Below are 26135 nucleotides of genomic sequence, written 5' to 3'. Positions count from 1 at the left end.
CGGAGGTGCTTCGGCGACAGCGACAACGGCTGTCTGAACTTCACCCGGCTTGCTTGGCGCCCGGCGGCTGGTGGAAGCCGGGGCCCGCCTTGGGTTCGACGTCGCGCGGGTCGATCGGTTCGCGGCAGTGGTCGCAGACGAGCATCGGCGAGGTCTCGTGCCCGCAGGTGCGATGCTCGAGGACGATGGGCTTGCCCTCCGGCCCGACCAGATGGTGGTCGCCCCAGACCATCATCGCCGTGACGATCGGATACAGCTCGCGGCCCGCGGCGGTGAGGTGGTAGTCGACGCGCCCGCCGCCGTGATCGGTGCGGGTGAAGATGCCCGCGTCGATCAGCATGCGCAGGCGGCTGGTGAGCAGGTTGCGGTTGGTGATGCCGATATTGCGAGCGAAATCGCTGAAGCGGTGCACCCCGAAGAACGCCTCGGCGATGAGCAGGATGGTCCACCGGTCGCCGAGCAGTTCGACGACGCGGGTGACCGAATCGTCGGCCGGGCGCCGCAATGTCATGACGGTATTTTCGCATCCCTGCTCGGTATTGCTTTCCTACTAACAGTATCGGAATAATACTAAGTAGACCGGCGCCCGCTCCGGCCGGACAGTTGGGAGTGTCGATGACGACCACGAACCACCCGACCGACGACTACGTGCGCCTGCTCGACCCAGCGGTGCGACCGGATCCGTATCCCCTGCTCGCGCGACTACGCGACGCCGGTGCGTTCCGGATGGGGACGGCTCCGGTAGTCGTGCTGACGCGCTACGCGGATTGCGCCGCCATGCTGCGCGATCCGCGCGCGAGCGTCGACCGGTCACTGGCCCGGTTGCAACTCGGCTCGATGCCGATCTATGACGGGACGCGGGAGGACGGTGCGGCGCGTGCGAAGCCCTCGTTCCTGTTCCTCGATCCGCCGGATCACACTCGCCTGCGCCGCCTCGTGTCCGCGGCGTTCACCCCGCGGATGGTACGGCGATTGGAGCCGCGGATCACCGAGATCGTGGACGACTTGCTCGACCAGCGCGCCCGCGAGGGCGGGTTCGACGCCGTCGACCACTTCGCCTATCCGCTGCCGGTGACCGTCATCTGTGAACTGCTCGGCGTCCCGCTCGCGGACGAAGCACGGCTGAGCGCCTGGTCCGCGCTGCTGTCGCGCACGCTGGACCCGACCTCCCGCGCGGCCGCCCGATTCCGCGCCGACCCGGCGCGGATCCAGCGCGCCGGGACCGAACTGCACGCTTACTTCGAAGATCTCATCGATCGACGCCGCCACACACCGGGCCCGGATCTACTGTCCGAACTCATCGCTGCGGAAGACTCCGGCGACACGCTCACCCATGCCGAATTGATCTCGACCTGCGCACTGCTGCTGGTCGCCGGCCACGAGACCACCGTCAACCTGATCGCCAACGCGACCCTGGCCCTGCTGCGCAGGCCGGAGGAACTCGCGGCCCTGCGCGCGGATCCGGACCGGGCGGCGGGCGTGGTCGAGGAGACGCTGCGCTTCGACCCGCCGGTCCAGCTGATCCCGCGCGTCGCCGCCGACGACCTGACCATCGGCGGCACGAGCATCGAGCGCGGCGACCTGGTGGTGCTGCTGATCGCGGCCGCGCACCGCGATCCCTCGGTGTTCGGCGACCCCGGCCGATTCGACCCGGCGCGCGAGGACCGCCACCTGGCCTTCGGCCTCGGGGCGCACTTCTGCGTCGGGGCTGCCCTGGCCCGCTTGGAGACGCGAGTGGCGTTGACCCGGTTCGCGCAACGCGTCGAATCCCCCTCGCTGCCCGTTGACCCGCCACCGTATCGAGAACACGTCAACCTGCGCGGCCCCGCGCACCTGCCCATCGAATTCGCTGCGATCCGGCCCAGGTAGTCCCGCCGGTCAGCCGTCGTAGGAGACGTGCGGCGTCCATCCGTCGGCGGGGCGGACGGCTGCCGCGTGCAACGCCGCGGCGACCCGGTCCCGCGTGAAAGCGCCCTCCCCCAGCACTCCTTCGACCTGGACGGCGACCGCACGGATCCCCGCGGGCGCGAGTGTGGCGTCCAAGCTGGTGACCAGGTTGCGCACCGCCGCCTTCTGGATGCCGAGCGAGGCGGCTCGGTGCCACGGTTTATCCGCGGCCGCGCTGCCGGTGACCAGCACGCGGGCGCCCTCGGACAGGAAGGGCCGCGCCGCCTGGACGGCGGGCAACAGCGCAGCGGCGCCGACGGTGAAGTCCTCGATCAGTTCGGGAATCGAGAGCTGTAGCGGATCGGCCTCTCGGAAGACGCTGGGGTTGAAGTGCAACACGTCGATACGGCCGTGGCGCTCGCCCACTCCCGTGACGACCTCGCCCACGTCGGCGGGGTCGCTCAGATCCACCCCGACACCCTCCGCGTCGAACCCCTCCCCGCGCAGTTTCTCGGCCATCGGCTCGGCCTCCTCGGGAAACCGGCAGGCCAGCACCGTGGCGAAACCGTCGACGGCGAACAGGCGGGCGACCGACAGCCCGATGCCGGGACCGGCGCCGAGCACGAGGAGCACAGGAGCAGTCATGGGTCCCGAGCCTAGGTGCGCCGCCGAGCGGCGTTGTGTGCCGGGACTATTCGACGACGGCCTTGATCCGGTTCAGCGTCTCGCGCATCCCCTCGACGTTGGTCTTGCGGCGCGCCCACCCGGCCAGCGACCAGTACAGCCGCAGCACGGGATTGCTGTGCAGCTGGAACGACTCGGTGACGTCGGTGCCGCCCTCGACCGGCTCGAAGACGTAGCGCCACGTATTGACCGGCATGCCGCGCGGTCCGAGCACGGTGAACGCGAACTCCCGCCCCGGCTCGCAGGCGACGATGCGGCACACCGTCGCGTACTTCAGCCCCCAGCCGTTGCGGTTGACATGTCCGCGGAACTTCACGCCGACCGCGGGACCGGTGGCGCCGCCGAGCCACTCCGCGGCGAACGTCTCGGGACTGAATCGCCCGGTGTTCTCGATGTCGCTGACCAATTCCCAGATCTTGTCGGCGGGGGCGGCCATGCGCACCGTCACGCTGTCATGCATGCGGCGAACGCTAGCAGGCGGTACCGCCCCCGCTTCCGGGCCGAGCCCAGCCGCGGCCACGCGTGCCGCCCAGCCGTCCACGTCGGCCAGCCACTGGCCAGGCTGCAGCACCCAGCACGTGGCGAGTAGATCGTGGCCGAGGTGCGCGAGGGCCGCGTGTTCCGGCCAGTAGTCCCGCGTCCACTCGGGGTCGTCGGTCGCCGAGTCGATGCCACTGCGGACCACACCGACCAGCTCGAACTGCAGATGCTGGACCAACACCCACGCTCGAGCGTCCATCGGCTTGCGACGCAGCCGGTCGAGCAGGGCGTGGGCGGCGGCGCGCCCCCGGCGATCCATCCAGCGGAAGGTGCGCCGATGCCCGTACGGCGCCACCCCGTACAGCGCGAGCACGGCGACGGCGACGCCGAGCACCGTCTCAACCAGCCGATCCCGGATCACCGGTCCGATCGGTCCGCCCGTGGTGGCGACCCCGCCCGCGATCAGCGCGACCGGGGTGATGAAGACGACGGCCAGCGCGTAGTTGCGCGGCACGAACAGCTCGATACAGAACTGCAGCGCGGCGATCAGAACGACCAGCGCGTAACCGGTCGGCCCGAGCTGATAGATGAGCGCGAACAGACCGAGGCCCGCGATCGTGCCGACGAACCGGTGGATCGCGCGCACCTGCCCGCGCACTCGATCGGGCCCGGTTTGCAACACGATCAGGGCGCTGAGCACCGCCCAGTGCGGCCGCTCCAGACCGAGCAGCGCGCTCAGGCCGCCCGCGCCCAGGCAGCCCGCGGCAACGCGCATCGCGCTGATCGTCGCGTGCGAGGAGAACGACAGGGAACGCCGCAGCCGGAAGCCGACTCCGGGACGGGCGAACGAGACCAAGGGATCGACAAGCAGATCGTCGGTGTCGTCGTCGGGAACGTGCCCGGCCAGCCTGCGCCGGGCGGTTTGCAGGGTGGCCAGCAGCTCGGCTTCCCCGGGATCCGAGGGCGGACCCGCGTCGTAGACCGCGGCCCACGCGTCCGCCATCGCCGAGCCGGCCCGGTGGCGCAGCTCGATCGCGGGCGTCCCCGCCTCCCGCGCCGCCACATAGGCGTCGACCGCGCGGACCGCGGCGTCCACCGCCACGCGTTCGGGCTTGCGGCGATCCCGCAGCACTCCGGCCATCGAAACGACGACCGACGCGACGACACCGCAGGCGGCGCACAACAACAGCGTCGCCATCGCCGTCCCGGTCTCGACGGCTTTCATCGACCCCGCACAGACCAGTGCGAAGAACAGCGCGCCCGGCGGCCCGAGCCGCAATGCGTCGATGACGAAGACCGCCACGACCGCGATCGCCGACACCACGGCCACCATCAGCAACGACGCACCGAGTCCCGTATCCAGCAGGCCGCCGATGAGCGCGCCGACGCCGCTCGCGGCGAGCAACGCCACACCGGCGGCCAGCACGACCCTGCCGCGCACCCGGAACGGGCGCCCCTCGCCATAGAGCACGGCGAAGGCGCCGAACATGACGAACACCGCCGTGTCCGGACGGCCCAGACCGGTGATGATCGCGGCGGGGACAGCGAACGCCACCGCAGCGCGCAGCGCCACGCTCCACCGCCGGCCCGCGGGCGGCAACGCGAACAACAGCGAGCCGACGCGGCCCCTCGGTGGCACCGGATCCGGGTATGTCGCGGCCACCTGCTGTCCTCTCTGGTCAGGACGAATCCGGTCCGGACGAATCCGGTGCGGACAAATCCGGTCTGGACGGACTGCCTGGTGCACACCTTAGATTCGTGGCATGACCGCCGACGCTCATATTCCCCTACCCACGCGCGTCCACGCCTTCGGCGACGACGCGCTCGGTGATCACGACGCCGTCGCCCTGGCTTCGCTGGTGCGCGACGGGGCGGTCTCGCCACGCGAACTCGCCGCTGCCGCCGTGGCGCGCGCCGAGCAGGTGGAAAAGCTGGCGGCCGTCGCCTACCCGAGCTACGGGAAACCTCTGCTGCCCGCCGACCGGACCGGCACGTTCTACGGCGTGCCCAGCTTCGTGAAAGACAACCTGGACGTGGCGGGCATGCCGACGAACCAGGGCACGGCCGCGTTCCACGCGACGCCCGCTCGCGCGCACAGCGGCTACACCCGGCAATTCCTCAGCACCGGCCTCACCGTCCTCGGCAAGAGCGCCATGCCCGAATTCGGCTTCAATGCCAGCAGCGAGTCGCCGCACGTCGCGCCCACCCGCAACCCGTGGCACACCGACTACTCGGTGGGCGGCTCGTCGGGCGGGGCGGCCGCGCTGGTGGCGGCGGGTGTCGTACCGATCGCGCACGGCAACGACGGCGGCGGATCGATCCGGATTCCGGCCGCGTGCGCCGGGCTGGTCGGCTTGAAACCGACGCGGGGACGGCACGTGGTATCCGGGCTGGCTCGCACGCTGCCGGTGGATATCGTCAGCGAAGGAGTGCTGACCAGGACCGTGCGCGATACGGCGGCCTATGCCGCGGCGGCGGAACGCTATTGGCGCAATCCCGCGCTGAAGCCGATCGGCCGCGTCGACGGTCCCGCGAACCGCCGCATGCGGATAGCGCTCGTGCTCGACAACATCGCGGGACCGCTCGCCGCCGGCCCGACCCGGGATGCCGTCGAAAGGGTTGCGCGCACGCTCGAAGCCTGCGGCCACTCGGTCGAACCGGTGCCCCTGCCGTTCGACGCCACGATCGAGAACGCTTTCCTGCACTACTGGGGCCTGCTCGCAGCCCTGGCCACCACGACGGGACGGCTCGTCGACCGGAGGTTCGACGCACGGCGCGTGGACGACCTCACGGTCGGTCTCCGCGCCCTCTTCCTGCGCCGGGCCCTGCACGCCCCGCTTACGATTCGCCGGTTACGGGCGGCGACGGCCACCTACGAACGGGAACTCGGCCCCTACGACGCGGTGCTGCTTCCCACTCTGGGCCACACCACACCGGAGCTCGGCTATCTCAGCCCGACCGTGCCGTTCGACGAACTCATCCAGCGGCTGCGCGCCTACGTCTGTTTCACCCCGATCAACAACATCACCGGAACGCCTGCCATCACGGTTCCGGCGGGCCTCACCGCCGCCGGGGTGCCCATAGGAGTCCAATTCGCCGCCACACGCGGCAACGAGCGCACCTTGCTGGAGCTGGCCTATCTGATCGAAGCGGAACAGCCGTTCCCACGCCTTCTCCCCTGAGCCCTTCCCACTCGACTTAGGTTAGGCTAAGTTCTTTTCCGGGGGATTCGGACGGACTCGGCCGCAGGCCGGAGAGGACGAGATCATGGGCGCGAACGTCGATCTGACGGGAGTCCCGGAAACCATGCTGTGGACGCTCTACAACCGGGCGTCGGAAGCGAAACGGGCGGATGGCATTCTGCGCGACCCGGACTGCGTCCGGATCTTCGACGCGCTCGAGTACGACTATGCGCGAGCCTTCGGCGCACCCGACGGCACGCACGCGGTGCGATCGCTGCGGTTCGACCTCGCACTGCGGCCGTGGCTGGCCGAACACCCCGGCGGGACCGTGGTCGAACTCGCCTCGGGACTGGAGACCCAGTTCCAGCGGTGCGACGACGGACAGGTGCGCTGGCTGTGTGTCGATGTGCCCGAAGGCATCGCGCTGCGCGAACGGTTCCTTCCACCGAGCGAGCGCTGCCGTCACCTGCCGATCAGCGCGTTGGACACAGCCTGGCTGGACGAGGTGGAGGCCGACCGCGGCGTCTTCGTCACGGCGCAGGGGCTGCTCATGTACTTCGAGCCCGACGAGGTGCGGCGCCTGTGCATCGCGATCTTCGACCGACTGCCTGGCGCGGAATTCCTGTTCGACATCATCCCGCCATGGTTCTCCCGCAAGACCATGCGAGGCTTCCGTAAAACACCGCACTACACCGCTCCCCCCATGCCCTGGGGCGTCAAGCGCAGCCGGGTGGCGGCACTGCTGCGCGAGTGGAGCCCGCGGGTGGCCGAGGTGAGCGTGTCGTCCTACGGACCTTCCCGCGGCCCGCTCGCGGCGAGTCTTCCGATATTCGAGCGCCTTCCGGTGCTGCGCGACATCCCGCCCGCCATCGTCCGTGCGCGTGGCGCCGAGTAGGTCAGGGGGCGCCGACATTCGCCCCGGACGACGGGCGGTCGCGGTGCACCGGACCGTGGGCGTCGTCGCAGTGATCCTCCAGCACCGGCAGCAGGCGCTGCTCGTGCACGGCCGCCGACGGGCCGACGACATGGGTATGGTCGACCTGCAACGTGGTGTGGGTGATGCCGTAGGCGTCGTGAAGCAGATGCTCGATTCGCTGACGCAGCCCGTGACAGTCGGCGCCGGCCCGGACCAGCACGTGCGCCGACAAGGCGATGTCACCGGAGGTGATCTGCCAGACGTGCAGATCGTGCACCTCGTCGACGCCGTCGATGTCCACCAGCCTGCGCCCGAGCGCGTCCGGATCGACGCCCGCCGGCGCCGCCTCCAGGAAGATCCGGCCGGATTCGCGCACCAGCCCGAGCCCCGCCTTGACCATCAGCGCGACGACGATCAGCGTGGCGATCGCGTCCGCCCTGGCGAAGCCGGTGGTCAGCACGACGAGACCGGCCACGGCGGTCGCGATGAACCCGTACAGGTCGTTGAGCACATGCTGGAAGGCGCCCTCGACGTTGAGGCTGGAACGGTTGGCCTTGCTGATCGCCCAGGTGGCCACGATGTTGACCACGACACCGGCCAACGCGGTCACCAGGACGAGCCCGCCGGTCACCTCGGGCGGCTCCAGCAAACGGCGCACGGCCTCGTAGGTGAGCCAGCCCGCCAGCACGAGCAGCGTGACACCGTTGGCCTGCGCCGAGAGGATCTCGGCGCGCTTGTAGCCGTAGGTGTACTTGCCGTTCGCGGGGCGGGCCGCGAATCGGATCGCGATGAGCGCGAGCACAATGGACGCGGCGTCGGTGAGCATGTGCGCCGCGTCCGACAGCAAGGCCAGCGAGTTCGCCAGCACGCCGATCACGACCTCGACCGACATGAACCCGACGATCAGGGCCAGCGCGATGGTCAGCCACTTGCGGTCGGCCTCACCGGACAGCCCGTGCCCGTGCGCGTGACCATGTTCGTGCCCCATCGACCCAGCCCCTTCCATCAATCACCGAAATATATGCGCATGTTTGCATCTGTCATGTCAGCTTAGCTGACCCTGCGCGGCGCGCGATAGCGCAGCCAAGTGAGCTGGATCACGTCGCATAGGGGTTCGGCGGCGGGGTCAGCCGAGCAGGGCGTGCACTGCCGCGTATGTCGACACAGTGGCGATCAGCCCTGCGGAAACACTTGCGACCACGTTTACCGCCGCGAACAGATACGCTCCCCGGTCGGCAAGCCGCACGGTCTCGTAACCGAAGGTGCTGTAGGTGGTCAGCGCTCCGCAGAACCCGGTGCCGAGCAGAACGAACAGTGACGAGGGCAGTGCGGTCCCGGCCCCGGCGAGCGCGCCGAGCACGAGACAACCGAGCAGGTTGACCAGGAAGGTGCCCCAGGGGAACAAGCTGTCACGGCGATCCTGCACCGCCCGGTCGATCAGATACCGCAGCGGCGCGCCGATCGCGCCGCCCACGAGGACCAGCAGCACGTTCATCGCACTCCTTCCCGTGTCTGCCGCAGGCGCTCATACCCCGCCCTGGTGAGCCACATGGCGGTGAGCGTGGCGAGCAGAGCGCAGATCAGCGTGCCCGCCAGATAGCAGGTCGCGACGAGGATCGCGCCTGTCCGCAGCAGCTCGCGAATTTCATTGACATAGGTGGAGAAGGTCGTGAATCCGCCCAGCACGCCGACGCCGAGGAAGGGGCGCAGCAACCGATGGGCGGCCCAGATCTCGGTCACCGCCACCATCAGCACGCCGATCGCGAAGCAGCCCGCCACATTGGTGAGAAAGGTGGCCGACGGGAAGTGTCCCGGCTGTGCGGGCAGCCACTGAGCGAGCCCGTAGCGAGCGAGCGCTCCGAGCGCTCCGCCCGCGGCGACGACCACCGACACCGGGCCGTGCGTACGCCAGAACTCCCGCGCGGGGTTACGCGCGCGGCTCGCGGTGTCGATCGGTTCGTCGGTCGGTTCCCCGCCCATCGCGCATCTGTTACCCGAGGTGTCCGGAGCAGCGCCACCCCAGGTCACGACGCGGCCGCGCTCATCGGTCCCCGGCCTGTCCGGCACCGTCGTGCGCGACGAGTACCGAGCAGCCGACGTGGCGTGCGGCCTTCTCCGCGGTGCTGCCCATGAAGCGGCCCCAGATGCCCGAGTGCCCGCTGCGCCCCACCACCAGCAGGTCGGCATCGTGGTCGGCGGCGGCGGTGGCCAGTTCCCGCGCGGCCTGACCGGCGCGCAGTTCGGCCCGCACCACGATGCCGCGCCGGTCGGCGGCCTCGGCGGCGGTGGCGAGCCAGCGGCGACAGGTCCGCTCCCCGAGCGAGCGTTCGTCCTCCATCTCGCCGACCACCGGACCGTAGTGCGGCAGATGCTCTTCGACGGCCACGACCGTGAGCGTGCAGTGCTGCACCGCCGCCAAGTCGAGCGCCATCGTCAGGGCGGCCCTTGCGCCGGGAGAGTCGTCGTAGCCGACCACGATCCGCTGGAACACCTCTTCATTGTGATCCCTCGGGTGGGCCGGAGCCAGCACTCGGGCAACCCTTTGGCAATCATGCGGTGGCCGTGGATCGCTCCGCCGCGAGCACTTCGGCGGCCGCACGCTCCCCGGAACGGATCGCTCCCTCGATGTAGCCCGACCATTCCGTGGCGGTTTCGCTCCCGGCCCAGTGGATCGCGCCGACCGGGTGGCGCAAGGCCGAGCCCAGGGTGGTCAAGACGCCCGGCGGGTAGAAGGCGCCGTAGCCGCCGCGGGCGTATGGGTCGTCGGCCCAGACCTTTTCGTGCCATTCGAGCGGTTCGCGGGCAGCGTGCCCGAAGGCCCGTACCAGTGAACCGATGATCATGGCGCGTCGCTCGCTCGCGGGAAGGGCGGCCAACCGCTGCGCGGCCCGGCCCGGCACCAGCGCGCCGAGCACACCGGGACCACCGGGGCGGGTGGCGTCGAAGGTCACCGGCACGGGATCGCGCAGGTTCAGCGACTGCCCGGTGAGCCGGTCGTCACGCCAGAACGGCCGCTCGTAGACCGCGAACGATTTCAGCACCGAGCCCATCGGCATGCGCTGGGTCAATTGGTCGCGCGCGGCGGGCAGCGGCGGATCGTAGGCGATGCGTCCGGCGAGCGCGGGCGGCACCGCCACGATCACACGCTCGGCCCGCACGTCACCGGCGGCCGACTCCACCCGCACACCGCCTGGTCGGCGCCGAATCGTCGTGACCGGCGCGCCGAGACGCAGCGCGTCACCCATCTCCGCGGCCATGGCCAGCGCGGGCCCGTCGGCGCCGTCGACGAACAGTCGCGTCACCGTTTCGGCGGTGATCCCCGCCTCGACGCCGCCCGCCGAGCGGATCGTAGTCAGCAGACCGAGCATGGAGATGCTGCCGACGTCGACGCACAGTTCCTCGCCGATCATCACCTCGGCCAGGTTCCGGGCGCGCCGCTGGGGCACATTCCGGCGCAACCAGGTCGCCGCGGTCATCGCGTCCAGCCGGTCGGCGCCCGGCGTGGTCCACGGGCGCGCGAGGTCGACCCGGGCGGCCATCCGTTCCAGCCGCCACATGGCCTGGGCGAGCACGACGAGCACGAGCGTCGGCAATGGCGGGCGCGCGCCGCTGAACGGCCGCCGGACCACTCCCTCGACCATCAGGTCGAGCCCTTCGGGTGGCGCGTATATCGCGGCGCCGTACTCCTCGGCCAGCGCGGCGAGCCTGCCGTGCGCACCCGAGATCCACTGTCCGCCGAGGTCGACGGCCCATCCGTCGCCGACCCGCGCGGTCAAGGTGCGACCGCCCGCACGATCGCTCGCCTCCAGGACGACGACGTCCCGGCCGGCCGCTCGCAACGTCCGCGCCGCGCACAGTCCGGCGTATCCGGCGCCGACGACAACGACGTCCGCACGGTCCATTGGTGGCCTCCCGTCGCCGCACCGTAACTCGACAACCACTGTCGATCACGCATCGCCGATCCGCAACCGGCACGGTGATCCGGGCCGCAGGGACTGCGCATCGCTGCCACGATCCCGATCCGGCGCGAGGCGTCCGATTGCCACAACGTCCGATCCGCTGTTCCAGCGCAACCGACCGCTCACCCGCCTGTCCGCCGCGTAAGCCCAGAAGGCGCTCGGCGACGGCCGCCGAAACCGCGGCCGGAAACGAACCGATCGCCGAAGGCACTGCGCGGCTGCCCATCCTCCGCCCGGCAGCATGACTCCCGGCGCGGCGGCTATCGCGTCAAGGTGGCGAGGGCGGCGAGGGCGGCCTCCTGAAATGTCGCGGCCAGCGTGCGCGGCGGGGCCGTGACACGTCCGCGTACCCACTGCCTGCAGTACTCCTGCGCTGGTCCGACACAGATCGCGTGGGCGACCGGATAGCCGTCCTCGCCCACGTCCGCGGTTGCCCGCAGCTCTCGATACCGACGCTCCAGCGCACCGAAGAAGACCCGATTGTGTTGTGCCAGTTCCGGCTCCGCAGCCCGCGCGACCTCGTCCGGCAGCGTGGCGAACAGGAAACGGGCGAGATCACGATGATCTTCCACCCAGCCGAGATGGGCCGCGAGCATCGCGCGGATCGCCTGCTCGGCGCCGACGTCGGACGTGTCGAGAACCTCCAGCACCGTCCGCTGATAGTCGAGCATGCCGAAGACGTAGACGGCGGCGGCCAATTCGGCCTTCGAGCCGAACGCGTGGAACATGCTGCCGCTGGACAAACCGAGACGATCGCGCACGCCCGCCACCGTGAACGCCGGATAGCCCTTGGCCAGCAACTGCCGCGTCGCTTCGGCCAAGATCCGCTCGCGGGTGCCCACGGCCGTCTAGCCGTCGAACTCGGCATCGATGCCGGACCGCACCGCCGCGAGCACCTGAGCACGGACCCGCAGCTTCGTCCCGGTGTGCGCGGCGAAGTCGATTCCGGTCAACCGGTGCGCTTCGGCCGTCGCGCGCGTGCGCAGGTCGTCCGCGTCGGCGGCGAGCACGTCGAGGAAGCCGAGCTCTCTGGCCTCTTCGGGTCCGACCAGGATCCCGGTGTTCGCCGCGCGGTCGAATCCGGGGGCGGTGAGCCGATGCCGTGCCAGCTCCACGCCGTAATGCGGGATGGTCAGCCCGATCGCGACCTCGTTGAGACCCACTTTGAAATCCCCCACGACGCCGAACCGCACGTCCGTGGCCAGCAGCGTGAACGCGCCCTGGGCGATCGCGTGCCCCGGGCATGCCGCGACGACGGGATACGGGAACCCCAGCAGCCGATGGACGAGGTTGCCGCCGGCACGCAGGGTTCGGCGGATGTCGTCGGCGGAACGCGAGAACGTCGCCAGGTCGTAGCCCGCGGAGAATACGCGTGGGCGCCCGGTCAGCAGGACGACGGCGCGGTCGGCCTCGGCTCGGTCCAGGGCGGCGGCGATGGAACCGATCATGTCCTCCGACATCACGTTGGCCTTACCGTCGTCAAGCGTGATCGTGGCGACCCCGTCTTCGAGCTGGTAGGTGGCGAGTTCGGTCATGGCAGCCTCCTCTAGAGCGATGCTCTAGAGTATCACTCCAGAGGGGCTGGCAGCTATCCACGGGCTCCCGGTCACGGAGTCGGTTTCGGACAAGGTGTCGTTGTGGCAACGATCCGAAACGGCGACCGCGGATCGACCGATACAGGACACACACGATGCTGCCGAAAGAGCCTGGCGCGCGCGGGCTTCGGACTAGCCTCGGGACAGGTTCAGGTGGAGGAAGCGACATGACCGCAGCAACCGTCATCCGTCCGCTGGCGCCGAGTGAGGCGATCTTCGCCAACAGCGAAGTCCTCGTCGGCTATTCGATTCGGATCGCGGGTCGGTTGGATCTCGCTGCCCTTTCGGCGGCATTCGAAGCCGTGGTGCGCTCCCGCCCGATCCTCGGCGCCCGCTTGGAGCCGGACGGGTGCGGTGGGCATTTCCTGCTCGAATCGCCGAGCGCCGCACCCGAGATGACGGTCACCGAGGGTGATCCCGAGCAGTTGCTGACCGGCGCCCGGCTGGATCAGCGCAGAGCGCTCGCCTCGCTGTGCGTAGTCCGCGACCGCGCCTCCGCGGGCGTCACTTTGGTGACTCACCACAGCGTCGCGGATGCCTATCATTCGCTGGCCGTGTTCGCGGAGCTGTGGTCCTGCTATACCGACCTCGTCCGCGGGCAGTCGGCCGAATCGGAGCCACACGGCTTCCCGCGATCGGTGGAAGACCTGCTACACGAACGCGGCGTGCGGAAGATCGGCACACCGGTTCTGCCGTACCGTCCGATGGGCGTCGCTCGGACCATCTCCGGCCCAGAAGATCCCGACTACCTCCTTCCCCGCACCGCGCGCTGCAGGCTGACCCGCGCGCAGACCGCCGCGCTGATCGAGCTCGGGCACCGGGAGGGCACCACGATCAACGGCATCGCCTCCGCCGCGATCCTGCTCACCGAGGCCGAGTTGCGCGGGCTGCCGCTGACCGACCTGGCCTACACCTATTCCGTCGACCTGCGCACCCGGGTGCGGCCGCCGATCGGGGCGACAGAAGGCACCAACGTACTCGGCTTCGAGAACTTCGCGCCGGGCCCACGGACCGGCGCGACGCTCGTCGAACTGGCCCGCGCCATCAGCGACTCGCTGCGCGCCGGACTCGACACGGGCATGGTGCAACAGACCCCGCTGCACATTCCCGAGATCGCCGCGGGCCCTCCGCCGCGCGCACCGGGCATCGTGCTCGCCACCAACTGGGGACGGGTGCCCAGACCGCGCGTGCCGGAGGACCTGCGAATCACCGACTTCCGCTCGATCATGCTCGGCAAGCCGGACAAGACCGGGCACCGGCTGCAACAGCCGAGCGGCACCATCATCATCAGCACCTTCGACGACCGGCTGAGCATCGAGATCCACCACCCCGAGGAAACCACCGATGAACAGCGGCTGCGCGTCCGGCTGCTCACCACCCACCTGTCGGGTTTCAGCGCGGCAGGCGCCGCATAGCGCGCGCCGCGGACGTACGGGACAACGTCTGCAACGGATCGGTGAGCAAGTCGGTGAAAGCCAGTTCCGCGGCCCCGATCAAGGTCGCGTCACCGCCGAGTGCGCTGGTGCGCAACCGGACCCGTTCGCGGACGGCTCGAAGGCCGTTCACCGCCACCCGGCTGCGCACCTGCGCCGCGGACGCCAGGTAGATCTCGCGCAGCACGCCACCGAACACCACCATCGACGGATTGAAGATGTTCACCAGATTGGCGACGCCGCGGCCGAGCCATTCGCCGACCTGGTGCAAGGCGTCCCGTGCCGCCGCGTCGCCGCGGGCAGCCGCCTCGATGATCGCGTCGACCGCCGCCTGCCCCGAGGGTTCGGTCCGTCCCGCCGCCGCGATCAACCCGAGTTCGCCCGTTTCGACCTCCAGGCAGCCCCGGGAACCGCAGGCGCACGGCCGCCCGGCCGGATTGACGATCATGTGCCCGACTTCCCCGCCGTAGCCGCCTTCCCCGCTGAGCAGTTCACCGTTGACGATGATGCCGCCGCCGATACCCACGTCGCCGTGCAGGTAGATCAGGTTCGCCGAGCCTTCTCCCGCACCGCGTTCACGCTCGGCCAGCGCTCCGAGATTGGCGTTGTTGCCGACCGCGACACGGAGGCCGAGATCGAGTTCCCGTGTCATCTCTGCGCCGAAGGGGACGTCCACCCAGCCGAGGTTCGGCCCGTAGCGCACCACGCCGTCCTCCTCCCGGACCATGCCGCAGAACGCGACGCCGACGCCCACGCACACGGCGTCCGCGGCAGCCGCACCGATCACCTCCCTGGCCATCGTCACCAAGGCGGCGATCACGTCGCCCGGGTCGAACGTCCCACCCGGACGGGTGGTCTCGATGCGATCGAGCACCGAACCGCCCAGCCCGACCCGTGCCGCGATGAGGCGGTCCGCGCCGACGTCCAGCGCGACGACGTAGACCCGCTCCGACCGCGGCCGCACCACCAGTGACGGCCTGCCCGCCCGTCCGGTCTGCCCGGGCAGTTCCTCGCTCACCAGGCCTGCCGCCGCCAGGTCCGTGGTGAGCGCGAGGATCGTGCTGCGGTTCAACCCCATCCGCTCGGCGAGCGCGGCGCGCGACACCGCCCCGTCACGGTGGACGTGCCGCAGCAACCCGGCGAGGTTGCGCGTGCGGATCTCCTCGGGAGAAGGTGCTGCTCGCATTCACCGGGCTTTCGTCACGGGGCTGACATTTATCGAAGCAGGAGCGCACGTTTACGGGACATGGCGTCCACTCCGGCGGCCGAGAGCAGGACAAATCCTGGTCACAACGCATCTCGTGCCCGCGCTGTAGTCCATCAGCCCCATCCCGTTGTCGATCACCGCGACCCACCGCGGCGCCGAGCACCGCGTCCAGCATCCGCTCCTTCGAAGGAATGGAGCCCCTTCCGCAATCCCCTCATCGAATCGCGGAAGGGGCGTGCGGTATCAGATCCCGTTGTCCAGCGCCTCGAACACCTGCTCCAAGTACTTGCGGTCCACCATGCCCCAGCGAGCGGAGGTCTTGCTGTCGGGAAGGATCACGCCAGTCCGGGTTCTACCCGCGGACTCCGCCGTATCGTCGCCGCACGCCGTGAGCGTGGCGGCAAGCAGCGCGAACAACAGCGCCGCCGCGCTGAACATGCTTTCGCATGAGCGGGTCTCTCATCTCCGGCCGGAGAAGTCTCCGGCCGGTCGGAGCGGACCGAATGTTGTTCACAGCAACATATTAGACTGTGATGCAGCGCACAACACCTGTTCTGTTGTTCCGGATGGCAATCTCGCCACGCGTACGTTCGCTCGGGTGGAAGCCGTTGCGCCACCGCAGGGAAGACGTGCGGAGAAGGCGTGAACAGGGGTGTCGGACCAGCGCCGACCGCCACGCGCGCGGACGCCACCAGGCCCGGGCGGCCCCGCGCCCGGCATCTGACGCGCGCGAGGAAGGCGTCCGCGCGAAACAGACCACCGGGGATCGGGCGCATGGCGGGCCTCCGGCACAGTACCCTTGGCGATGAATCATGGCGCGGTAGCGACAGACTGGGATCCGGGAGGGGAACAGTGGACACGCTCAAGCTCGACCCGGCGGCGATGGCCGCCTACACCGCGATAGCGGACGCGGTGTCCAAACAATTGGCGTCGGCGGCCGCGGTCGCCTCCGGCGCGGTGGATCCAGACCGGCTGGCCGCCGATCTCGGGCTCGTCGGCGCGGAATTCGCGGCGCGTTTCTCCGCGGCCGTCTCCGAACACGCGGAGGCGTTGTCGACCGCGGGACAGCTGGTCGGCGCCTACGGCCAGGTCCTGCGTGGTTACAGCGAGGAGGCGCAGGGTGTCGACGCCGCGACGGCGACGGCGATCACCCGGTCAGGGGAGGAACTGGCATGAGAAGCCTGATGGGACTGCGCAAACGGTCACACGCCACCCAGCCCGCCACCGAGACCCCCCGGCCGCTGAGCACCGAACCCGGTGTCGACCCGCCGATCGTCGCCGCGCTGGTCAAACCGCTGTTGACGCTGCGTTCCTCGCTCGGTACCGGTGTCGGCGTGCCGAGCGCGGCAGCCACCGGCGCACTCTCGGCCGCCTCCACACAGGTGGCCGATACCGAAGGTCCGCACCGCGAAGGCCTGCACGCGCTGGAATCGACCTGGACCTCCCGCGCCGCCGACAGCGCGGTGCCCGCGATGCGCACCACCCAGACCCAGATCGGCGACATCTCCGACCGGGGACCCGCCTATCTGTCCGTCCTCGCCGACGCGCACGCCACCTCCGGGCGCGCGGCGCGGCAAGTCGACCAGATCATCGCCGACTTCCGGCGCGACGCGCGGGAGATCCTGGGCAACGCGACCTCCGCGCCGGAGACCGACGCCGTCATCGCACGGGCCACCCAGGCGCTGCGCGACGCGCTCACCACCGTGACGGCCGCGCGTACCGAGATGGACGATCACACCAGGAAACTCGACGCGATGGGACCGCTCACGGTCACCTCACCGTCCGGCGTCACGCAAGGCCAGGCCGTCTACCCCGGTAGCACCGGACAAGTCGTGCCCGGCACCACGACGCCCGCCACCACGACGCCCGGCACCACGCAGCCCTTGGACCCCGCACAGGCCGCGCAACTGCAGTTGCAGCAGCAGCTGATCTCCGCGGGCGTGCAACTGGGCACCACGGCCATCAACGCGGGCGTCGACATCGGCACGCACATCATCGACAAGATCGCCGAAGTCGGCATCCACAGCATCGACACCGTGGCGGCGGCCGCGGACAAGGCGATCCCGGAACTGATCAACCCGGGTTCCACCACCAACTCCGGCACGAACGGCGACGACTCGAAGAACTCCTCGAAGCTGTTCGACTTCGGCGGATCGCAGGACCACAAGTCCTCGACCGGCCCCGGCTCGGTGGCCCCGCCGGGCAATTCTGCGCCCGCCGGGAGGGCGGACGTGCCGAAGCCGGAGAGCAGGCCCGCGCCCGCGGTGGGGCCGCCCTTCGCCGACTCGACGCCGCCCGCGCCCGCGGGCCGCCCGGATCATCCCGGTCATCCCGGCACGACCGGCGGCATGGTACTGCCGCCCGCCCCGCCGCCGGGTGGCAACGACCACGAGCACAAGCCGCGCGACGGACAGCTCGGCGTGACCATCCCGTCCGCTGTGACAGCGGTCGTACCGGTGCTGGGCGAATTCGACGATGACACCCCCTGACCGGGAGCATCCCAGTCAGGCCGCCGGTCAAGGTAATCCGTTCGACACGGGTCTGCCGATGCTGCGCATTCCCGCGAGCAAGCCCTCGAAGCGCCGCCGTTCGGCCGGTCGCCGCAAGCAGATTCGCCGCCGCGAGCCGCAGCACGAGGCCGCCGAACCCCCGCGAACCCCGCAGCGGCCGAGTCCACGGCCGCGTCTCGGCGAGTGGGAGCAGTGGCTCGATCCGGCGCCTCCGGCCGCGCGCCCGCCGCAACCGGCGGCCGCGCAGCAACGCCGCACGCCCGCCGAGCCCGAGCCGGCCAAGGCCGAGGACAGCCCCGTCAAGGCGCCCGGCATCGTCAATCGGTCCGGAGTCCATCCCGGCACCCCGGTGCGCCATCCGCGTCGCACGGATCAACAGCGCGGCAACCGCACACTGACCGCCCTGATCGTGCTCGCCATCGTGGTCGCCACCGTCTCGATCGGCGTGGCCATGATCTACGGTTCCGAGGCCGATTCGCGCAAAACGGCGGCGACGTCGCAGTCGCGTGCGGCCGGACCCGCGCCGGCCACCTCGGTATCCACCTCCCGGCTCAAGCCACCGTGGGCGATCGCGACGCCGGGGTGCGAGCAAAAGCGCACCGCCGACGTCGTTTCCGGTACCGATCCCGGCGGCACGGGCAACGGTCCCGACGCCATCTTCGCTTTCGAGTACGCCTATTACGCCGAACGGTCCGGGTACCGGGCCCGCGCGGTGGTCGCCCCCGACGCGGCGGTGGCCTCCGCCGATCAGATCCAGCGCGGTATCAACCAGGTGCCCGTCGGCACTCGTTACTGCGTGCATATCTCCCGGGCGGGGGACGGTCCCGACGGTCAAGCACGGTGGGAAGTCCGGTTGACCCAGCAGTTTCCCGACGAGGAGCCGTACACTTTCACGCAGTTCATCACGACCCGGACCGGAACGGATCAAACGCTGATCACCGGGATCATGGCGGGCTGACCCGCGCTGCTCCGCGCGATGTCGAGCCGAAACGCTCCCGTAGCGCCCCATACCGCCGCCCGCGCGGAATCTATTTGCGAACACCTCTATTCACAGAGTGCGCGGTGCTCTAGATTCCTCTGTGAGAGTGCGTATTTCGCACGACCGCAGAGCGAAAGGTCCGACCGTTGCGTCGTCCGTTCCGGATAGCCCTCGCCATCGTCGCCGTGATCGCGGGCCTCACCGTGCCCTTCCTGTCCGCGCACCCGGCACAGGCGGTGCGCTGGGAGACCCGGGTCAGCGACCGGATCCTCGACATCGGAGTCTCCTCGCCCAACCTCGAGGGTCCGGACTGGTCGGTCAAGGTGGTCCGGCTGCTGCTCCCGCCGGGGTGGTCCAAGGACTCCGCCCGCACCTGGCCGACCGTGTGGGTGCTGCACGGCGGCTTCGACGACCACAAGTCCTGGACCGACAAGGGCAACCTCGAGGCGCTCACAGCGGGCAAAGAGGCGATCTTCGCGCTGCCCGAGACCAGCTGGTGCAGCGCGTATTCCAATTGGTACAACGAGGGGCGCGGCGGTCCCCCAGCCTGGGAGAGTTACCTCCTGGACGACGTGCGCACCCTGCTGGAAACCAGCTATCGAGCCAATACGACGCGTGCCATCGCGGGCAACTCCATGGGCGGTCTCGGCGCCATGAAATTCGCCGCCGCACACCAGGGTTGGTTCAACTCCGCGGCTTCCTTCAGCGGCAACGTCGATCCACTGCACGATTCCGGCGCTCCCGGCGAGCCCGACAAGCCCGGCCGAGGCTGCGGCGCCGAGTGGCAACGGGTCTGGGGCGATTACATCGTCAACCGCGATGTCTGGGTCGCCAACAACCCCTACAGCCAGGCCGACGACCTCACCGGCATCCCACTGTTCGTCTCCTACGGCAAGGCCGACCCCGTGGAATCCGCCGCCTACGAACAGAATTTCCGCTTCGTGGACCGGCTGCAACAACTCGGAGCGCGGGTCGACGAACGCTACGTTCCCGCCCAAGGCCACAACTGGGATGCCTGGAAGATCCAGATGCAAAACGCTTTGCCGATGCTGCTGTCCTCGGTCGGAGCCGCGTAACCCACCGGCCGTCCAGGCCCTGCCGCGCCGTCGGTCCGCCGATCCGTCGTCGAGCGATGTCGTCCGCCGCGGCCGCAGTGGTCGTCGGAACGACGTGCGCCTGTTGCCTCAGTGTGGGGTCAGTTTGACGACCGGGATCACCCGTTCGGTCTTCTCCTGGTACTCGGCGAAGCCGGGCATGATCTCGACCATGGCGGCGTAGAGGCGATCGCGTTCCGGGCCTTCGGTGACGGGAGTCGCCGTGGCCAGGAGGGTTTCGGTGCCGATTTCGAGGGTGACCTCGGGGTTGGCGCGCACGTTGTGAAACCAGTCGGGATTGGTGGGAGCTCCCGCCTTGGACGCGATGACCACGAGGTCGTCGCCGTCGCGGATGAAGGCCAGAGGATTGGTGCGCGGAAGACCGGATTTGGCGCCGATGCTGGTGAGCAGCAGCAGTTCGCGACCGGCGAAGGGGCCGCCGACCTTGCCCTCGTTGGCGCGGAATTCCTCGATGATCTTGGTGTTCCAGTCGCCTGCCATGGCCTGTTCTCCTGGAGGGTCGGGTGCGCCGGGTCGTGGGCGAGCCTACCCAAGTCATCGCAGAGGCCGCTCGCCCGCCGCCGGGCTACGGTGGGTATCGCCGTTCGTCTACCGATCACCTCTGCTGGAGGCGCCTTGCGCACCATCGCTCGCGTACTGCTCGTCCTGACGGCCCTCGTCTGCGCCGCGGTGTCGCTACCGCCCGCGGCCCTCGGTGCGCCGGAAACCGTGCAGCTCGACGACCTCACCACGAGGAAACTCGACGAATTGCTGTCGCTGCGCGCTCAGGCGCCCGCCTCGGCGACCCGGGCGGAGCTGATCGAGTTGCTGTCGCGTCCGTTCCTCGGCACGCCGTACGGCGCGAACATGCTCGTCGGGTCGGCGACCGAGCCCGAACAGCTGGTCATCGACTTCCGCAGGGTGGATTGCTTCACCTACCTCGACTATGTCGAGGCGCTCAGCAGATCCACCGACCGAACCCAGTTCACGACGAACCTGATCGAAACACGCTATGCCGGTGGACGAGTCGATTTCCGGCAGCGCAAACACTTCTTCAGCGATTGGGCGCACACCGCCAAGGTCGCTGCCACCGACGTCACGGCGACATTGAGCGCCGGGGCGGTCACCGTCGCCAAGCAGCTCAACGCGAAAGCCGGCGGCGGCAGTTATCTTCCCGGGTTGCCCGTGGTCGATCGCGCGATCACCTACATCCCCAGCGCTGCCGTCGACCAGGATGTCGTGAGCAGGCTGCGCACCGGCGACTACGTAGGCGCCTACACCGACCAGCCCGGCCTGGACGTCACCCACGTCGGCATCTTCGTGACGACCCCCGCGGGGCCGGTCTTCCGCAACGCGTCCTCGCTGGCGGCCGACAACAAGGTGGTGGACAAGCCTTTCGCCGAGTATGTCCGGTCCACTCCGGGCATCGTCGTACTCCGGGCGCGGTAAGCGCGGGCTCGGTTGTCGAGCCCTCGTTGCGAGTCAGGAAACGGGCGCGGGCTGCCGGACCGCCGATTTCGGCGTCGCGGCGAGTGTCTTGTCCAGGTCCGTGCGCAGGGTGGTGGCCGAGTCGAGCAAGTAGTTCTGCCGCACCTTCCACGGATGACGGTCGCCTTGTCGAGGGAAGTCGCCGATGGAGCGCTGGATGTAGCCGGAGGCCAGATCCAGCAGCGGGTGCTCCCCGAGGTCGCCTCGCGGCGCGGGCACCACGGCGGCGTAGCCCTTGCGATCCATGTGATTGAGCACCTTGCAGACCAGCCGGGAGGTGAGATCGGCGCGCAGCGTCCAGGACGCGTTGGTGTACCCGATGCACACGGCGAAGTTGGGGACGCCGGTGAGCATGGCCCCTTGCCAGACGAACTGCTCGGACAGATCGACCCGCGCACCGTCGACGCTGGGAGCGATACCGCCGAACGCGAGCAGTTGCAGCCCGGTCGCGGTGATCACGACGTCCGCCTCCAGCACTCGGCCGGACTTCAGCCGGATTCCCTCCGGCACGAAGCTGTCGATGTGATCGGTGACGACCTCGGCCTTGCCTTTCTTCATCGCCTTGAAGAAGTCCGCGTCCGGGACGGCGCACAGACGCTGGTCCCAGGGGTTGTAGGTGGGCGTGAAGTGCTCGGCGACGGCCTTGTCGTCCTTCAGGATGCGCGTGGTGAGGCCGGTGAGCAGCTTGCGCGCCGCTTCCGGACGACGCCTGCAGTACTGGTAGAAGCCGATGCCGAACAGGATGTTCTTGGTGCGGATCACGCGATGCGCCAGCCCCGGCGGAAGCAGCTCGCGGACTCTGTCGGCGATTTTGTCCCGGCCCGGCACGGGGCTGATCCAGGTCGGCGACCGCTGCAGCATCGTCACCAGCTGCGCCTGCTCCGCCATGGCCGGAACCAGCGTGACCGCGGTCGCGCCGCTGCCGATCACGACGACGCGCTTGCCGCGGTAGTCGAGGTCCTCGGGCCAGAACTGCGGGTGCACCACGCGGCCGGTGAACGAGGCTGCGCCGGGAAATTCAGGCGCGTACGGCTGGTCGTAGTTGTAGTACCCGGCGCAGGCGTAGAGGAAGCCGCAGGTCAGCGTGCGCTTCTCGGCGACGCCCGACTCGTCGCGGTGCTCGAGGGTCAACGTCCAGCGCGCGGCGCCGCTGTCCCAGTCGGCGGCGATCACCTTGGTGCGATAGCGGATGTGCCGGTCGATGCCGTGTTCGGCGGCGGTCTCGGTGATGTAGCGCAGGATCGAGGGACCGTCCGCGATCGACTTGGCGGCGCGCCACGGCTTGAACGGATAGCCGAGGGTGAACATGTCGGAGTCCGAACGAATGCCGGGGTAGCGGAACAGGTCCCAGGTGCCGCCCAGCGTGTCGCGGGCCTCGAGGACGGCGTAGGTCTTGCCGCGGCACTCGGTCTGCAGCCGGTAGGCCGCGCCGATGCCGGACAGTCCGGCGCCGACGATGACGACATCGAGGTGTTCCGGTGCTACGGCGGTCTCGCTCATCCCTCCAGTGTGCGAGCCGAGCGGACCGCATTCTTGACTTCGCGCGACAACTATTTGATTCTGGACGACATGTCGGTGATCCGGTCGGCGGGCTTACGCGGTTTTCGCGCGACCGTGGCCGAACTGGGCGGCGACGCCGAGGCAATGGCCATCGCGTGCGGCCTGCCGGTGGCCGCCCTGGACGCCGACGACTTACTGGTGCCCGACGAGCGGGTCGCGGCCGTGCTGGAACTGGCAGCGCACCGGCTGCGCTGCCCCGACCTGGGCTTGCGGATATCCCACCGGCAGGATTTGGACATGCTCGGTCCGCTCGCGCTGGCCATCCGGAATTCGCCGTCGCTGGCCGACGTGCTCGAATGCTCGGCGCGGTATCTGTTCCTGCACGCGCGGTCGCTCAGTTTGACGCTGGAGCCCGACCCCTATGGGGACCGCGGCGTGATCGCGCTGCGCTACGGCGTGCGGCCGGGACTACCGACACCGGTCCAAGGCACCGATCTGGGGCTGGCCTTCGTGCATCGCACCATCCAGCGCTTGGTGGACGACCGCTACGGACTGCGCTCGGTCGAGCTGCCCTACCGGCCGGAGGCCCCGGTCGCCGATTACGAGGAGTTCTTCGGCGCCCCGGTTCGCGTGGGGCGGCCGTTCGCGGCGCTGCGGGTGCCGAGCAGTCTGGCCAGCCGCCCGCTGACCGGTGGTGACGAGAACCTGCACCGGCTGGCCATGGCGTTCCTCGCCGAGCAGTCCGGCGACGCGGACGCGGCGATCGGCCCGCAGGTGCGCGCCGCCGTCCGGCAACTGCTCGGCACGGCCGCACCCGAGATAGGCGCGGTGGCAAGGCTGCTGACCGTGCACCCGCGCACCCTGCAACGACGTCTCGCCGCCGAGCGCACATCGTTCGCCGAGATCCTCGACGAGGTCCGCAGGGACGCGGCGCGCCGGTATCTGACCACGACGGATATGCCGATGAGTCAGGTCGCCTCGCTGATCGGGCTGTCCGAGCAGGCGACGTTCACCCGGTGCGCCCGAAGATGGTGGGGCACAACGCCTACCACACTGCGACGCACCGGGGCGCAGACAACGGCGCACTCGCACAACACGTTCGGGTGACAGCTCGACAACGGTCCGGTGTCCGATTCGCCCGTTTCGGTAACGGTTGCCTCCGAAAGCTCTGCGCCCATTCCCTCTTCGACGCCGTGTCTTTACCGTCGATGACGGGGTAGGTGTCAACGGAAGGGGGACTCCATGAACACCGATGCCTGGCTCTCCCGGGTCACGGACACATTGACCCGCCTTCCCGGCTTCACCTCGCAGCAGCGGACTTTCCTCGCCGACGCGCTGGCGGAGCCGGGGCGCTACCTGCTCGTCCACCGGGATCCGGCCCGCACGCCCGCCGGCCGCGCCCATGCGCTGCTGGTCTGCGGCAACGGACTTTTCGCGTTGCGCTTCGCCGAGAGCGTGCCGGGGGAGCTCGACGAGCTGCGCCGCGACGTCGAGGCTCGTTTCGGCAGAGTGCAGTTCGGGCGCGAGAAGGTCGTCGCCCACGATACGCAGATCGTCCTGCTCGTGCCCGCCGGGTTCGGCCCGCGCGTGGACGGCCGGTTCGCCGTCGCCGAGCCGGGCGAGCTCGATCGAGTGGTCCGTGCACGGCACCGGCAGTTGAAGCACAAACGGGTGCGGGCCATCGCGAACACCGTCGCCCACCAATCGGCCCGCGACTACGATCTGCTGGAGATCGAGGAGGCGACGCAAGACCCACCGGATCTCGCCCTGCTCGAACGGGCGCAAGTGCTCGCCCCCCAGCGTGACGCGGCACTGGGCATGCCGTTCCAGCATTGGATGACCTTCCTGGATCCCGAACAAGAATCGCTGGTCTCGCGCACGCACACCGGTCCCGCCCGGCTGGCCGGTCCGGCGGGCACCGGCAAGACCGTCGTGGCCCTGCACCGCATGGCCAGGCAGGCGAAACGATCAACCGGGCGTCAGTTGTACACCACGTTCGTCAAGACGCTCGTCCACTGCCAGGAAACCTACTTCCGGCGCCTGGCACCGGGAACCGAGGGAAGCGTCCAGTTCGCCGGATTGCATTCCTGGGCCCTGGATTTCCTCGGGCAGCGGATCGCGGCACCGAAACTCGATCCGCGCGGAGCCGACGAAGTATTCGGCCGGGTCTGGGAGCAAGCGCGATCCGACTTCGAGGACATCGAGCCGCACGAGAGCTATTGGCGGGAGGAGATCGACCGCGTCATCAAGGGGCGCGAGATCAACGATCTCGACGTCTACCAGCGCACGGAGCGGCACGGACGCCACGGCGTTCGCCTCGGCGACGACCGACGTGCCGACGTGTGGCACAAGCTGTACGTCCCGTACGTGAACGAGATGCGTGAGCGGGGCATCTCCGACTACAGCGACGTGATCGCCGTCGCGCTGGCCGAGATCCGTAACGAACCGCTGGCCGAACCCTATGACGCTGTCGTCGTCGACGAGGTGCAGGACATGACGCCGGCCGGGCTGCGGCTGGCCCACGCCATCGCCGGGGGCAACGGGTCCAGTCCGCTGCTGCTGCTCGGCGACGGCCAGCAGCAAGTGTACGCCGGAGGCTGGCGCATGGCCGACGCGGGCATCGACCTGCGCGGCCGCGGCGAGATCCTGCGGGTGAACTACCGCAATCGCCGCCGCGTCTGGGAGAACGCCGCCGGGATCGACGCGGTGAACGCGCTCGGCGATTTCGACGAGGCGGCCGGTGTGCTGTTGCGCGACGCCGACGTCACCCTGCCCGACGGTGTGGTGCACATCTGGCGTGGGCCGGATCAGTACCTGGAGTCCGCGCTCGTGAGCGGCATCCTCGGATGCGGGAAACCGCTGTCGGACATCGCCGTACTCACCCGCACGCGCCAGGAGTCCAGCCGGCTCGCCGGGGCACTGGACGCCGTCGGCATCGCCACGCTGCCCCTGGAGGACTACGACGGGACACTGTGCGCTGCGGTCAAAGTCGGGACGATACATCGCGCCAAGGGGCTCGACTTCGCAGCGGTCTTCCATCCGACCTGGTCCAGCGGCGCGCAACCGCGCACCAGCGCGAGCCGCGAACGAGCCGAACTCGCCGAGCGGCAGAAACTCGTCGCGGTCACCAGGGCGCGCGACTACGCGTGGATCGGCATCCGAGACGATCGTTCGGGGGCCGACCGGGCATAGCGGAACCCGCGGTCGTCAGGCCTTCCGAC

25 protein-coding genes and 1 pseudogene are annotated in these 26135 nt (G+C 69.5%); 11 read left to right on the top strand and 15 right to left on the bottom strand.

Annotation, left to right across the window (positions count from 1 at the left end):
• Positions 1–40 precede the first annotated feature (40 nt).
• Positions 41–511: a winged helix-turn-helix transcriptional regulator gene (locus M8859_RS25370; RefSeq protein WP_159924262.1), complete on the bottom strand. Its 471-nt coding sequence runs from the start codon at positions 509–511 to the stop codon at positions 41–43.
• Between the two features lie 104 nt (positions 512–615).
• On the opposite strand from M8859_RS25370, the gene M8859_RS25365 reads away from it, so the two are divergent.
• Entirely contained in the window at positions 616–1869 is a 1254-nt protein-coding gene (locus M8859_RS25365; protein ID WP_195071546.1) for a cytochrome P450, read from the top strand.
• Between the two features lie 9 nt (positions 1870–1878).
• Here the strand turns inward: M8859_RS25365 and M8859_RS25360 are convergent, their stop codons facing one another.
• The 3 genes and pseudogenes from M8859_RS25360 to M8859_RS37335 form a co-directional block, all read right to left on the bottom strand.
• Positions 1879–2532, bottom strand: a complete 654-nt coding sequence (locus M8859_RS25360; RefSeq protein ID WP_195071547.1) for an SDR family NAD(P)-dependent oxidoreductase — start codon at positions 2530–2532, stop codon at positions 1879–1881.
• Positions 2533–2578: 46 nt separating this feature from the next.
• The gene (locus M8859_RS37340) at positions 2579–3031 is read right to left on the bottom strand and encodes an SRPBCC family protein (protein ID WP_159924439.1); all 453 of its coding nucleotides are present in this window, start codon (positions 3029–3031) and stop codon (positions 2579–2581) included.
• Positions 3032–3430: 399 nt separating this feature from the next.
• Positions 3431–3826: pseudogene (locus tag M8859_RS37335) on the bottom strand (FUSC family protein); the annotation flags it as partial.
• 988 nt (positions 3827–4814) lie between these two features.
• Between M8859_RS37335 and M8859_RS25350 the strand changes: the two are divergent.
• Together M8859_RS25350 and M8859_RS25345 are read left to right on the top strand one after the other, a co-directional pair.
• A complete protein-coding gene (locus M8859_RS25350) occupies positions 4815–6233 on the top strand; it encodes an amidase (protein WP_195071548.1) in 1419 nt (472 codons plus the stop codon).
• Positions 6234–6318: 85 nt separating this feature from the next.
• Complete coding sequence (locus M8859_RS25345) at positions 6319–7128, top strand: class I SAM-dependent methyltransferase (RefSeq protein WP_159924268.1); 810 nt, start codon at positions 6319–6321, stop codon at positions 7126–7128.
• Between the two features lies 1 nt (position 7129).
• On the opposite strand, the gene M8859_RS25340 is transcribed toward M8859_RS25345, so the two are convergent.
• The 7 genes from M8859_RS25340 to M8859_RS25310 all read right to left on the bottom strand — a co-directional run bounded on the left by M8859_RS25340 (position 7130) and on the right by M8859_RS25310 (position 12643).
• The gene (locus tag M8859_RS25340) at positions 7130–8137 is read right to left on the bottom strand and encodes a cation diffusion facilitator family transporter (protein WP_201295219.1); all 1008 of its coding nucleotides are present in this window, start codon (positions 8135–8137) and stop codon (positions 7130–7132) included.
• Positions 8138–8275: 138 nt separating this feature from the next.
• Complete coding sequence (gene crcB, locus M8859_RS25335; RefSeq protein ID WP_159924270.1) at positions 8276–8644, bottom strand: fluoride efflux transporter CrcB; 369 nt, start codon at positions 8642–8644, stop codon at positions 8276–8278.
• The gene (locus tag M8859_RS25330; protein WP_249644911.1) at positions 8641–9129 is read right to left on the bottom strand and encodes a fluoride efflux transporter FluC; all 489 of its coding nucleotides are present in this window, start codon (positions 9127–9129) and stop codon (positions 8641–8643) included. The genes crcB and M8859_RS25330 overlap by 4 nt, the downstream gene beginning before the upstream one ends.
• 61 nt (positions 9130–9190) lie before the next feature.
• On the bottom strand, positions 9191–9640 hold the full coding sequence (locus M8859_RS25325; RefSeq protein WP_159924274.1) for a universal stress protein: 450 nt from the start codon (positions 9638–9640) through the stop codon (positions 9191–9193).
• A gap of 58 nt (positions 9641–9698) precedes the next feature.
• On the bottom strand, positions 9699–11051 hold the full coding sequence (locus tag M8859_RS25320) for a flavin monoamine oxidase family protein (protein ID WP_249644910.1): 1353 nt from the start codon (positions 11049–11051) through the stop codon (positions 9699–9701).
• Between the two features lie 317 nt (positions 11052–11368).
• Positions 11369–11950 (bottom strand): TetR/AcrR family transcriptional regulator, encoded by a 582-nt coding sequence (locus M8859_RS25315; RefSeq protein WP_159924278.1) that lies wholly within the window; start codon positions 11948–11950, stop codon positions 11369–11371.
• 6 nt (positions 11951–11956) lie between these two features.
• Positions 11957–12643, bottom strand: coding sequence for a crotonase/enoyl-CoA hydratase family protein (locus M8859_RS25310; protein WP_159924280.1), 687 nt, complete (start codon positions 12641–12643; stop codon positions 11957–11959).
• A 227-nt stretch (positions 12644–12870) separates the two neighbouring features.
• On the opposite strand from M8859_RS25310, the gene M8859_RS25305 reads away from it, so the two are divergent.
• On the top strand, positions 12871–14118 hold the full coding sequence (locus tag M8859_RS25305; RefSeq protein ID WP_249644909.1) for a phthiocerol/phthiodiolone dimycocerosyl transferase family protein: 1248 nt from the start codon (positions 12871–12873) through the stop codon (positions 14116–14118).
• Here the strand turns inward: M8859_RS25305 and M8859_RS25300 are convergent.
• Positions 14096–15322 carry an ROK family transcriptional regulator gene (locus tag M8859_RS25300; protein WP_159924284.1) on the bottom strand — a complete coding sequence of 409 codons (1227 nt, stop codon included), beginning with the start codon at positions 15320–15322 and terminating at the stop codon, positions 14096–14098. The genes M8859_RS25305 and M8859_RS25300 overlap by 23 nt on opposite strands.
• Before the next feature lie 264 nt (positions 15323–15586).
• Positions 15587–15781, bottom strand: a complete 195-nt coding sequence (locus M8859_RS25295) for a hypothetical protein (RefSeq protein ID WP_159924286.1) — start codon at positions 15779–15781, stop codon at positions 15587–15589.
• Between the two features lie 414 nt (positions 15782–16195).
• On the opposite strand from M8859_RS25295, the gene M8859_RS25290 reads away from it, so the two are divergent.
• The 4 genes from M8859_RS25290 (at position 16196) to M8859_RS25275 (ending at position 19908) form a co-directional block, all read left to right on the top strand.
• Positions 16196–16519, top strand: coding sequence for a hypothetical protein (locus M8859_RS25290; protein WP_159924288.1), 324 nt, complete (start codon positions 16196–16198; stop codon positions 16517–16519).
• Positions 16516–17832 carry a hypothetical protein gene (locus M8859_RS25285; RefSeq protein WP_159924290.1) on the top strand — a complete coding sequence of 439 codons (1317 nt, stop codon included), beginning with the start codon at positions 16516–16518 and terminating at the stop codon, positions 17830–17832. Before M8859_RS25290 ends, M8859_RS25285 begins: the two co-directional genes overlap by 4 nt.
• Positions 17819–18811, top strand: a complete 993-nt coding sequence (locus M8859_RS25280) for a DUF8176 domain-containing protein (protein WP_223518301.1) — start codon at positions 17819–17821, stop codon at positions 18809–18811. Before M8859_RS25285 ends, M8859_RS25280 begins: the two co-directional genes overlap by 14 nt.
• 167 nt (positions 18812–18978) lie before the next feature.
• A complete protein-coding gene (locus M8859_RS25275; protein ID WP_195071556.1) occupies positions 18979–19908 on the top strand; it encodes an alpha/beta hydrolase in 930 nt (309 codons plus the stop codon).
• Positions 19909–20016: 108 nt separating this feature from the next.
• Here the strand turns inward: M8859_RS25275 and M8859_RS25270 are convergent, their stop codons facing one another.
• Positions 20017–20427, bottom strand: coding sequence for a nitroreductase family deazaflavin-dependent oxidoreductase (locus M8859_RS25270; protein ID WP_159924296.1), 411 nt, complete (start codon positions 20425–20427; stop codon positions 20017–20019).
• Positions 20428–20562: 135 nt separating this feature from the next.
• On the opposite strand from M8859_RS25270, the gene M8859_RS25265 reads away from it, so the two are divergent.
• The gene (locus tag M8859_RS25265) at positions 20563–21375 is read left to right on the top strand and encodes a DUF1460 domain-containing protein (protein WP_195071557.1); all 813 of its coding nucleotides are present in this window, start codon (positions 20563–20565) and stop codon (positions 21373–21375) included.
• A 33-nt stretch (positions 21376–21408) separates the two neighbouring features.
• On the opposite strand, the gene M8859_RS25260 is transcribed toward M8859_RS25265, so the two are convergent.
• A complete protein-coding gene (locus tag M8859_RS25260; protein ID WP_159924300.1) occupies positions 21409–22914 on the bottom strand; it encodes a flavin-containing monooxygenase in 1506 nt (501 codons plus the stop codon).
• A gap of 33 nt (positions 22915–22947) precedes the next feature.
• Here M8859_RS25260 and M8859_RS25255 point away from each other — a divergent pair, with 33 nt between their 5' ends.
• Together M8859_RS25255 and M8859_RS25250 are read left to right on the top strand one after the other, a co-directional pair.
• Positions 22948–24021 carry an AraC family transcriptional regulator gene (locus M8859_RS25255; RefSeq protein ID WP_223518313.1) on the top strand — a complete coding sequence of 358 codons (1074 nt, stop codon included), beginning with the start codon at positions 22948–22950 and terminating at the stop codon, positions 24019–24021.
• Between the two features lie 135 nt (positions 24022–24156).
• On the top strand, positions 24157–26106 hold the full coding sequence (locus tag M8859_RS25250) for a UvrD-helicase domain-containing protein (RefSeq protein WP_195071558.1): 1950 nt from the start codon (positions 24157–24159) through the stop codon (positions 26104–26106).
• Positions 26107–26135 lie beyond the last annotated feature (29 nt).

This window comes from Nocardia sputi, assembly GCF_023501985.1.
Note: the sequence above shows the minus strand (reverse complement) of the source record. Positions and strands in the feature narration are given on the sequence as shown.

Excerpts from the sequence above, each read along its gene's own strand:
- M8859_RS25270 (WP_159924296.1), bottom strand. The coding sequence starts at position 20,427 with ATGGCAGGCGACTGGAACACCAAGATCATCGAGGAATTCCGCGCCAAC.
- M8859_RS25310 (WP_159924280.1), bottom strand. The coding sequence starts at position 12,643 with ATGACCGAACTCGCCACCTACCAGCTCGAAGACGGGGTCGCCACGATC.
- M8859_RS25280 (WP_223518301.1), top strand. The coding sequence starts at position 17,819 with ATGACACCCCCTGACCGGGAGCATCCCAGTCAGGCCGCCGGTCAAGGT.
- M8859_RS25330 (WP_249644911.1), bottom strand. The coding sequence starts at position 9,129 with ATGGGCGGGGAACCGACCGACGAACCGATCGACACCGCGAGCCGCGCG.
- crcB (WP_159924270.1), bottom strand. The coding sequence starts at position 8,644 with ATGAACGTGCTGCTGGTCCTCGTGGGCGGCGCGATCGGCGCGCCGCTG.
- M8859_RS25350 (WP_195071548.1), top strand. The coding sequence starts at position 4,815 with ATGACCGCCGACGCTCATATTCCCCTACCCACGCGCGTCCACGCCTTC.
- M8859_RS25360 (WP_195071547.1), bottom strand. The coding sequence starts at position 2,532 with ATGACTGCTCCTGTGCTCCTCGTGCTCGGCGCCGGTCCCGGCATCGGG.
- M8859_RS25365 (WP_195071546.1), top strand. The coding sequence starts at position 616 with ATGACGACCACGAACCACCCGACCGACGACTACGTGCGCCTGCTCGAC.
- M8859_RS25370 (WP_159924262.1), bottom strand. The coding sequence starts at position 511 with ATGACATTGCGGCGCCCGGCCGACGATTCGGTCACCCGCGTCGTCGAA.
- M8859_RS25305 (WP_249644909.1), top strand. The coding sequence starts at position 12,871 with ATGACCGCAGCAACCGTCATCCGTCCGCTGGCGCCGAGTGAGGCGATC.
- M8859_RS25340 (WP_201295219.1), bottom strand. The coding sequence starts at position 8,137 with ATGGGGCACGAACATGGTCACGCGCACGGGCACGGGCTGTCCGGTGAG.
- M8859_RS37340 (WP_159924439.1), bottom strand. The coding sequence starts at position 3,031 with ATGCATGACAGCGTGACGGTGCGCATGGCCGCCCCCGCCGACAAGATC.
- M8859_RS25300 (WP_159924284.1), bottom strand. The coding sequence starts at position 15,322 with ATGCGAGCAGCACCTTCTCCCGAGGAGATCCGCACGCGCAACCTCGCC.
- M8859_RS25295 (WP_159924286.1), bottom strand. The coding sequence starts at position 15,781 with ATGTTCAGCGCGGCGGCGCTGTTGTTCGCGCTGCTTGCCGCCACGCTC.
- M8859_RS25260 (WP_159924300.1), bottom strand. The coding sequence starts at position 22,914 with ATGAGCGAGACCGCCGTAGCACCGGAACACCTCGATGTCGTCATCGTC.
- M8859_RS25320 (WP_249644910.1), bottom strand. The coding sequence starts at position 11,051 with ATGGACCGTGCGGACGTCGTTGTCGTCGGCGCCGGATACGCCGGACTG.
- M8859_RS25250 (WP_195071558.1), top strand. The coding sequence starts at position 24,157 with ATGAACACCGATGCCTGGCTCTCCCGGGTCACGGACACATTGACCCGC.
- M8859_RS25285 (WP_159924290.1), top strand. The coding sequence starts at position 16,516 with ATGAGAAGCCTGATGGGACTGCGCAAACGGTCACACGCCACCCAGCCC.
- M8859_RS25345 (WP_159924268.1), top strand. The coding sequence starts at position 6,319 with ATGGGCGCGAACGTCGATCTGACGGGAGTCCCGGAAACCATGCTGTGG.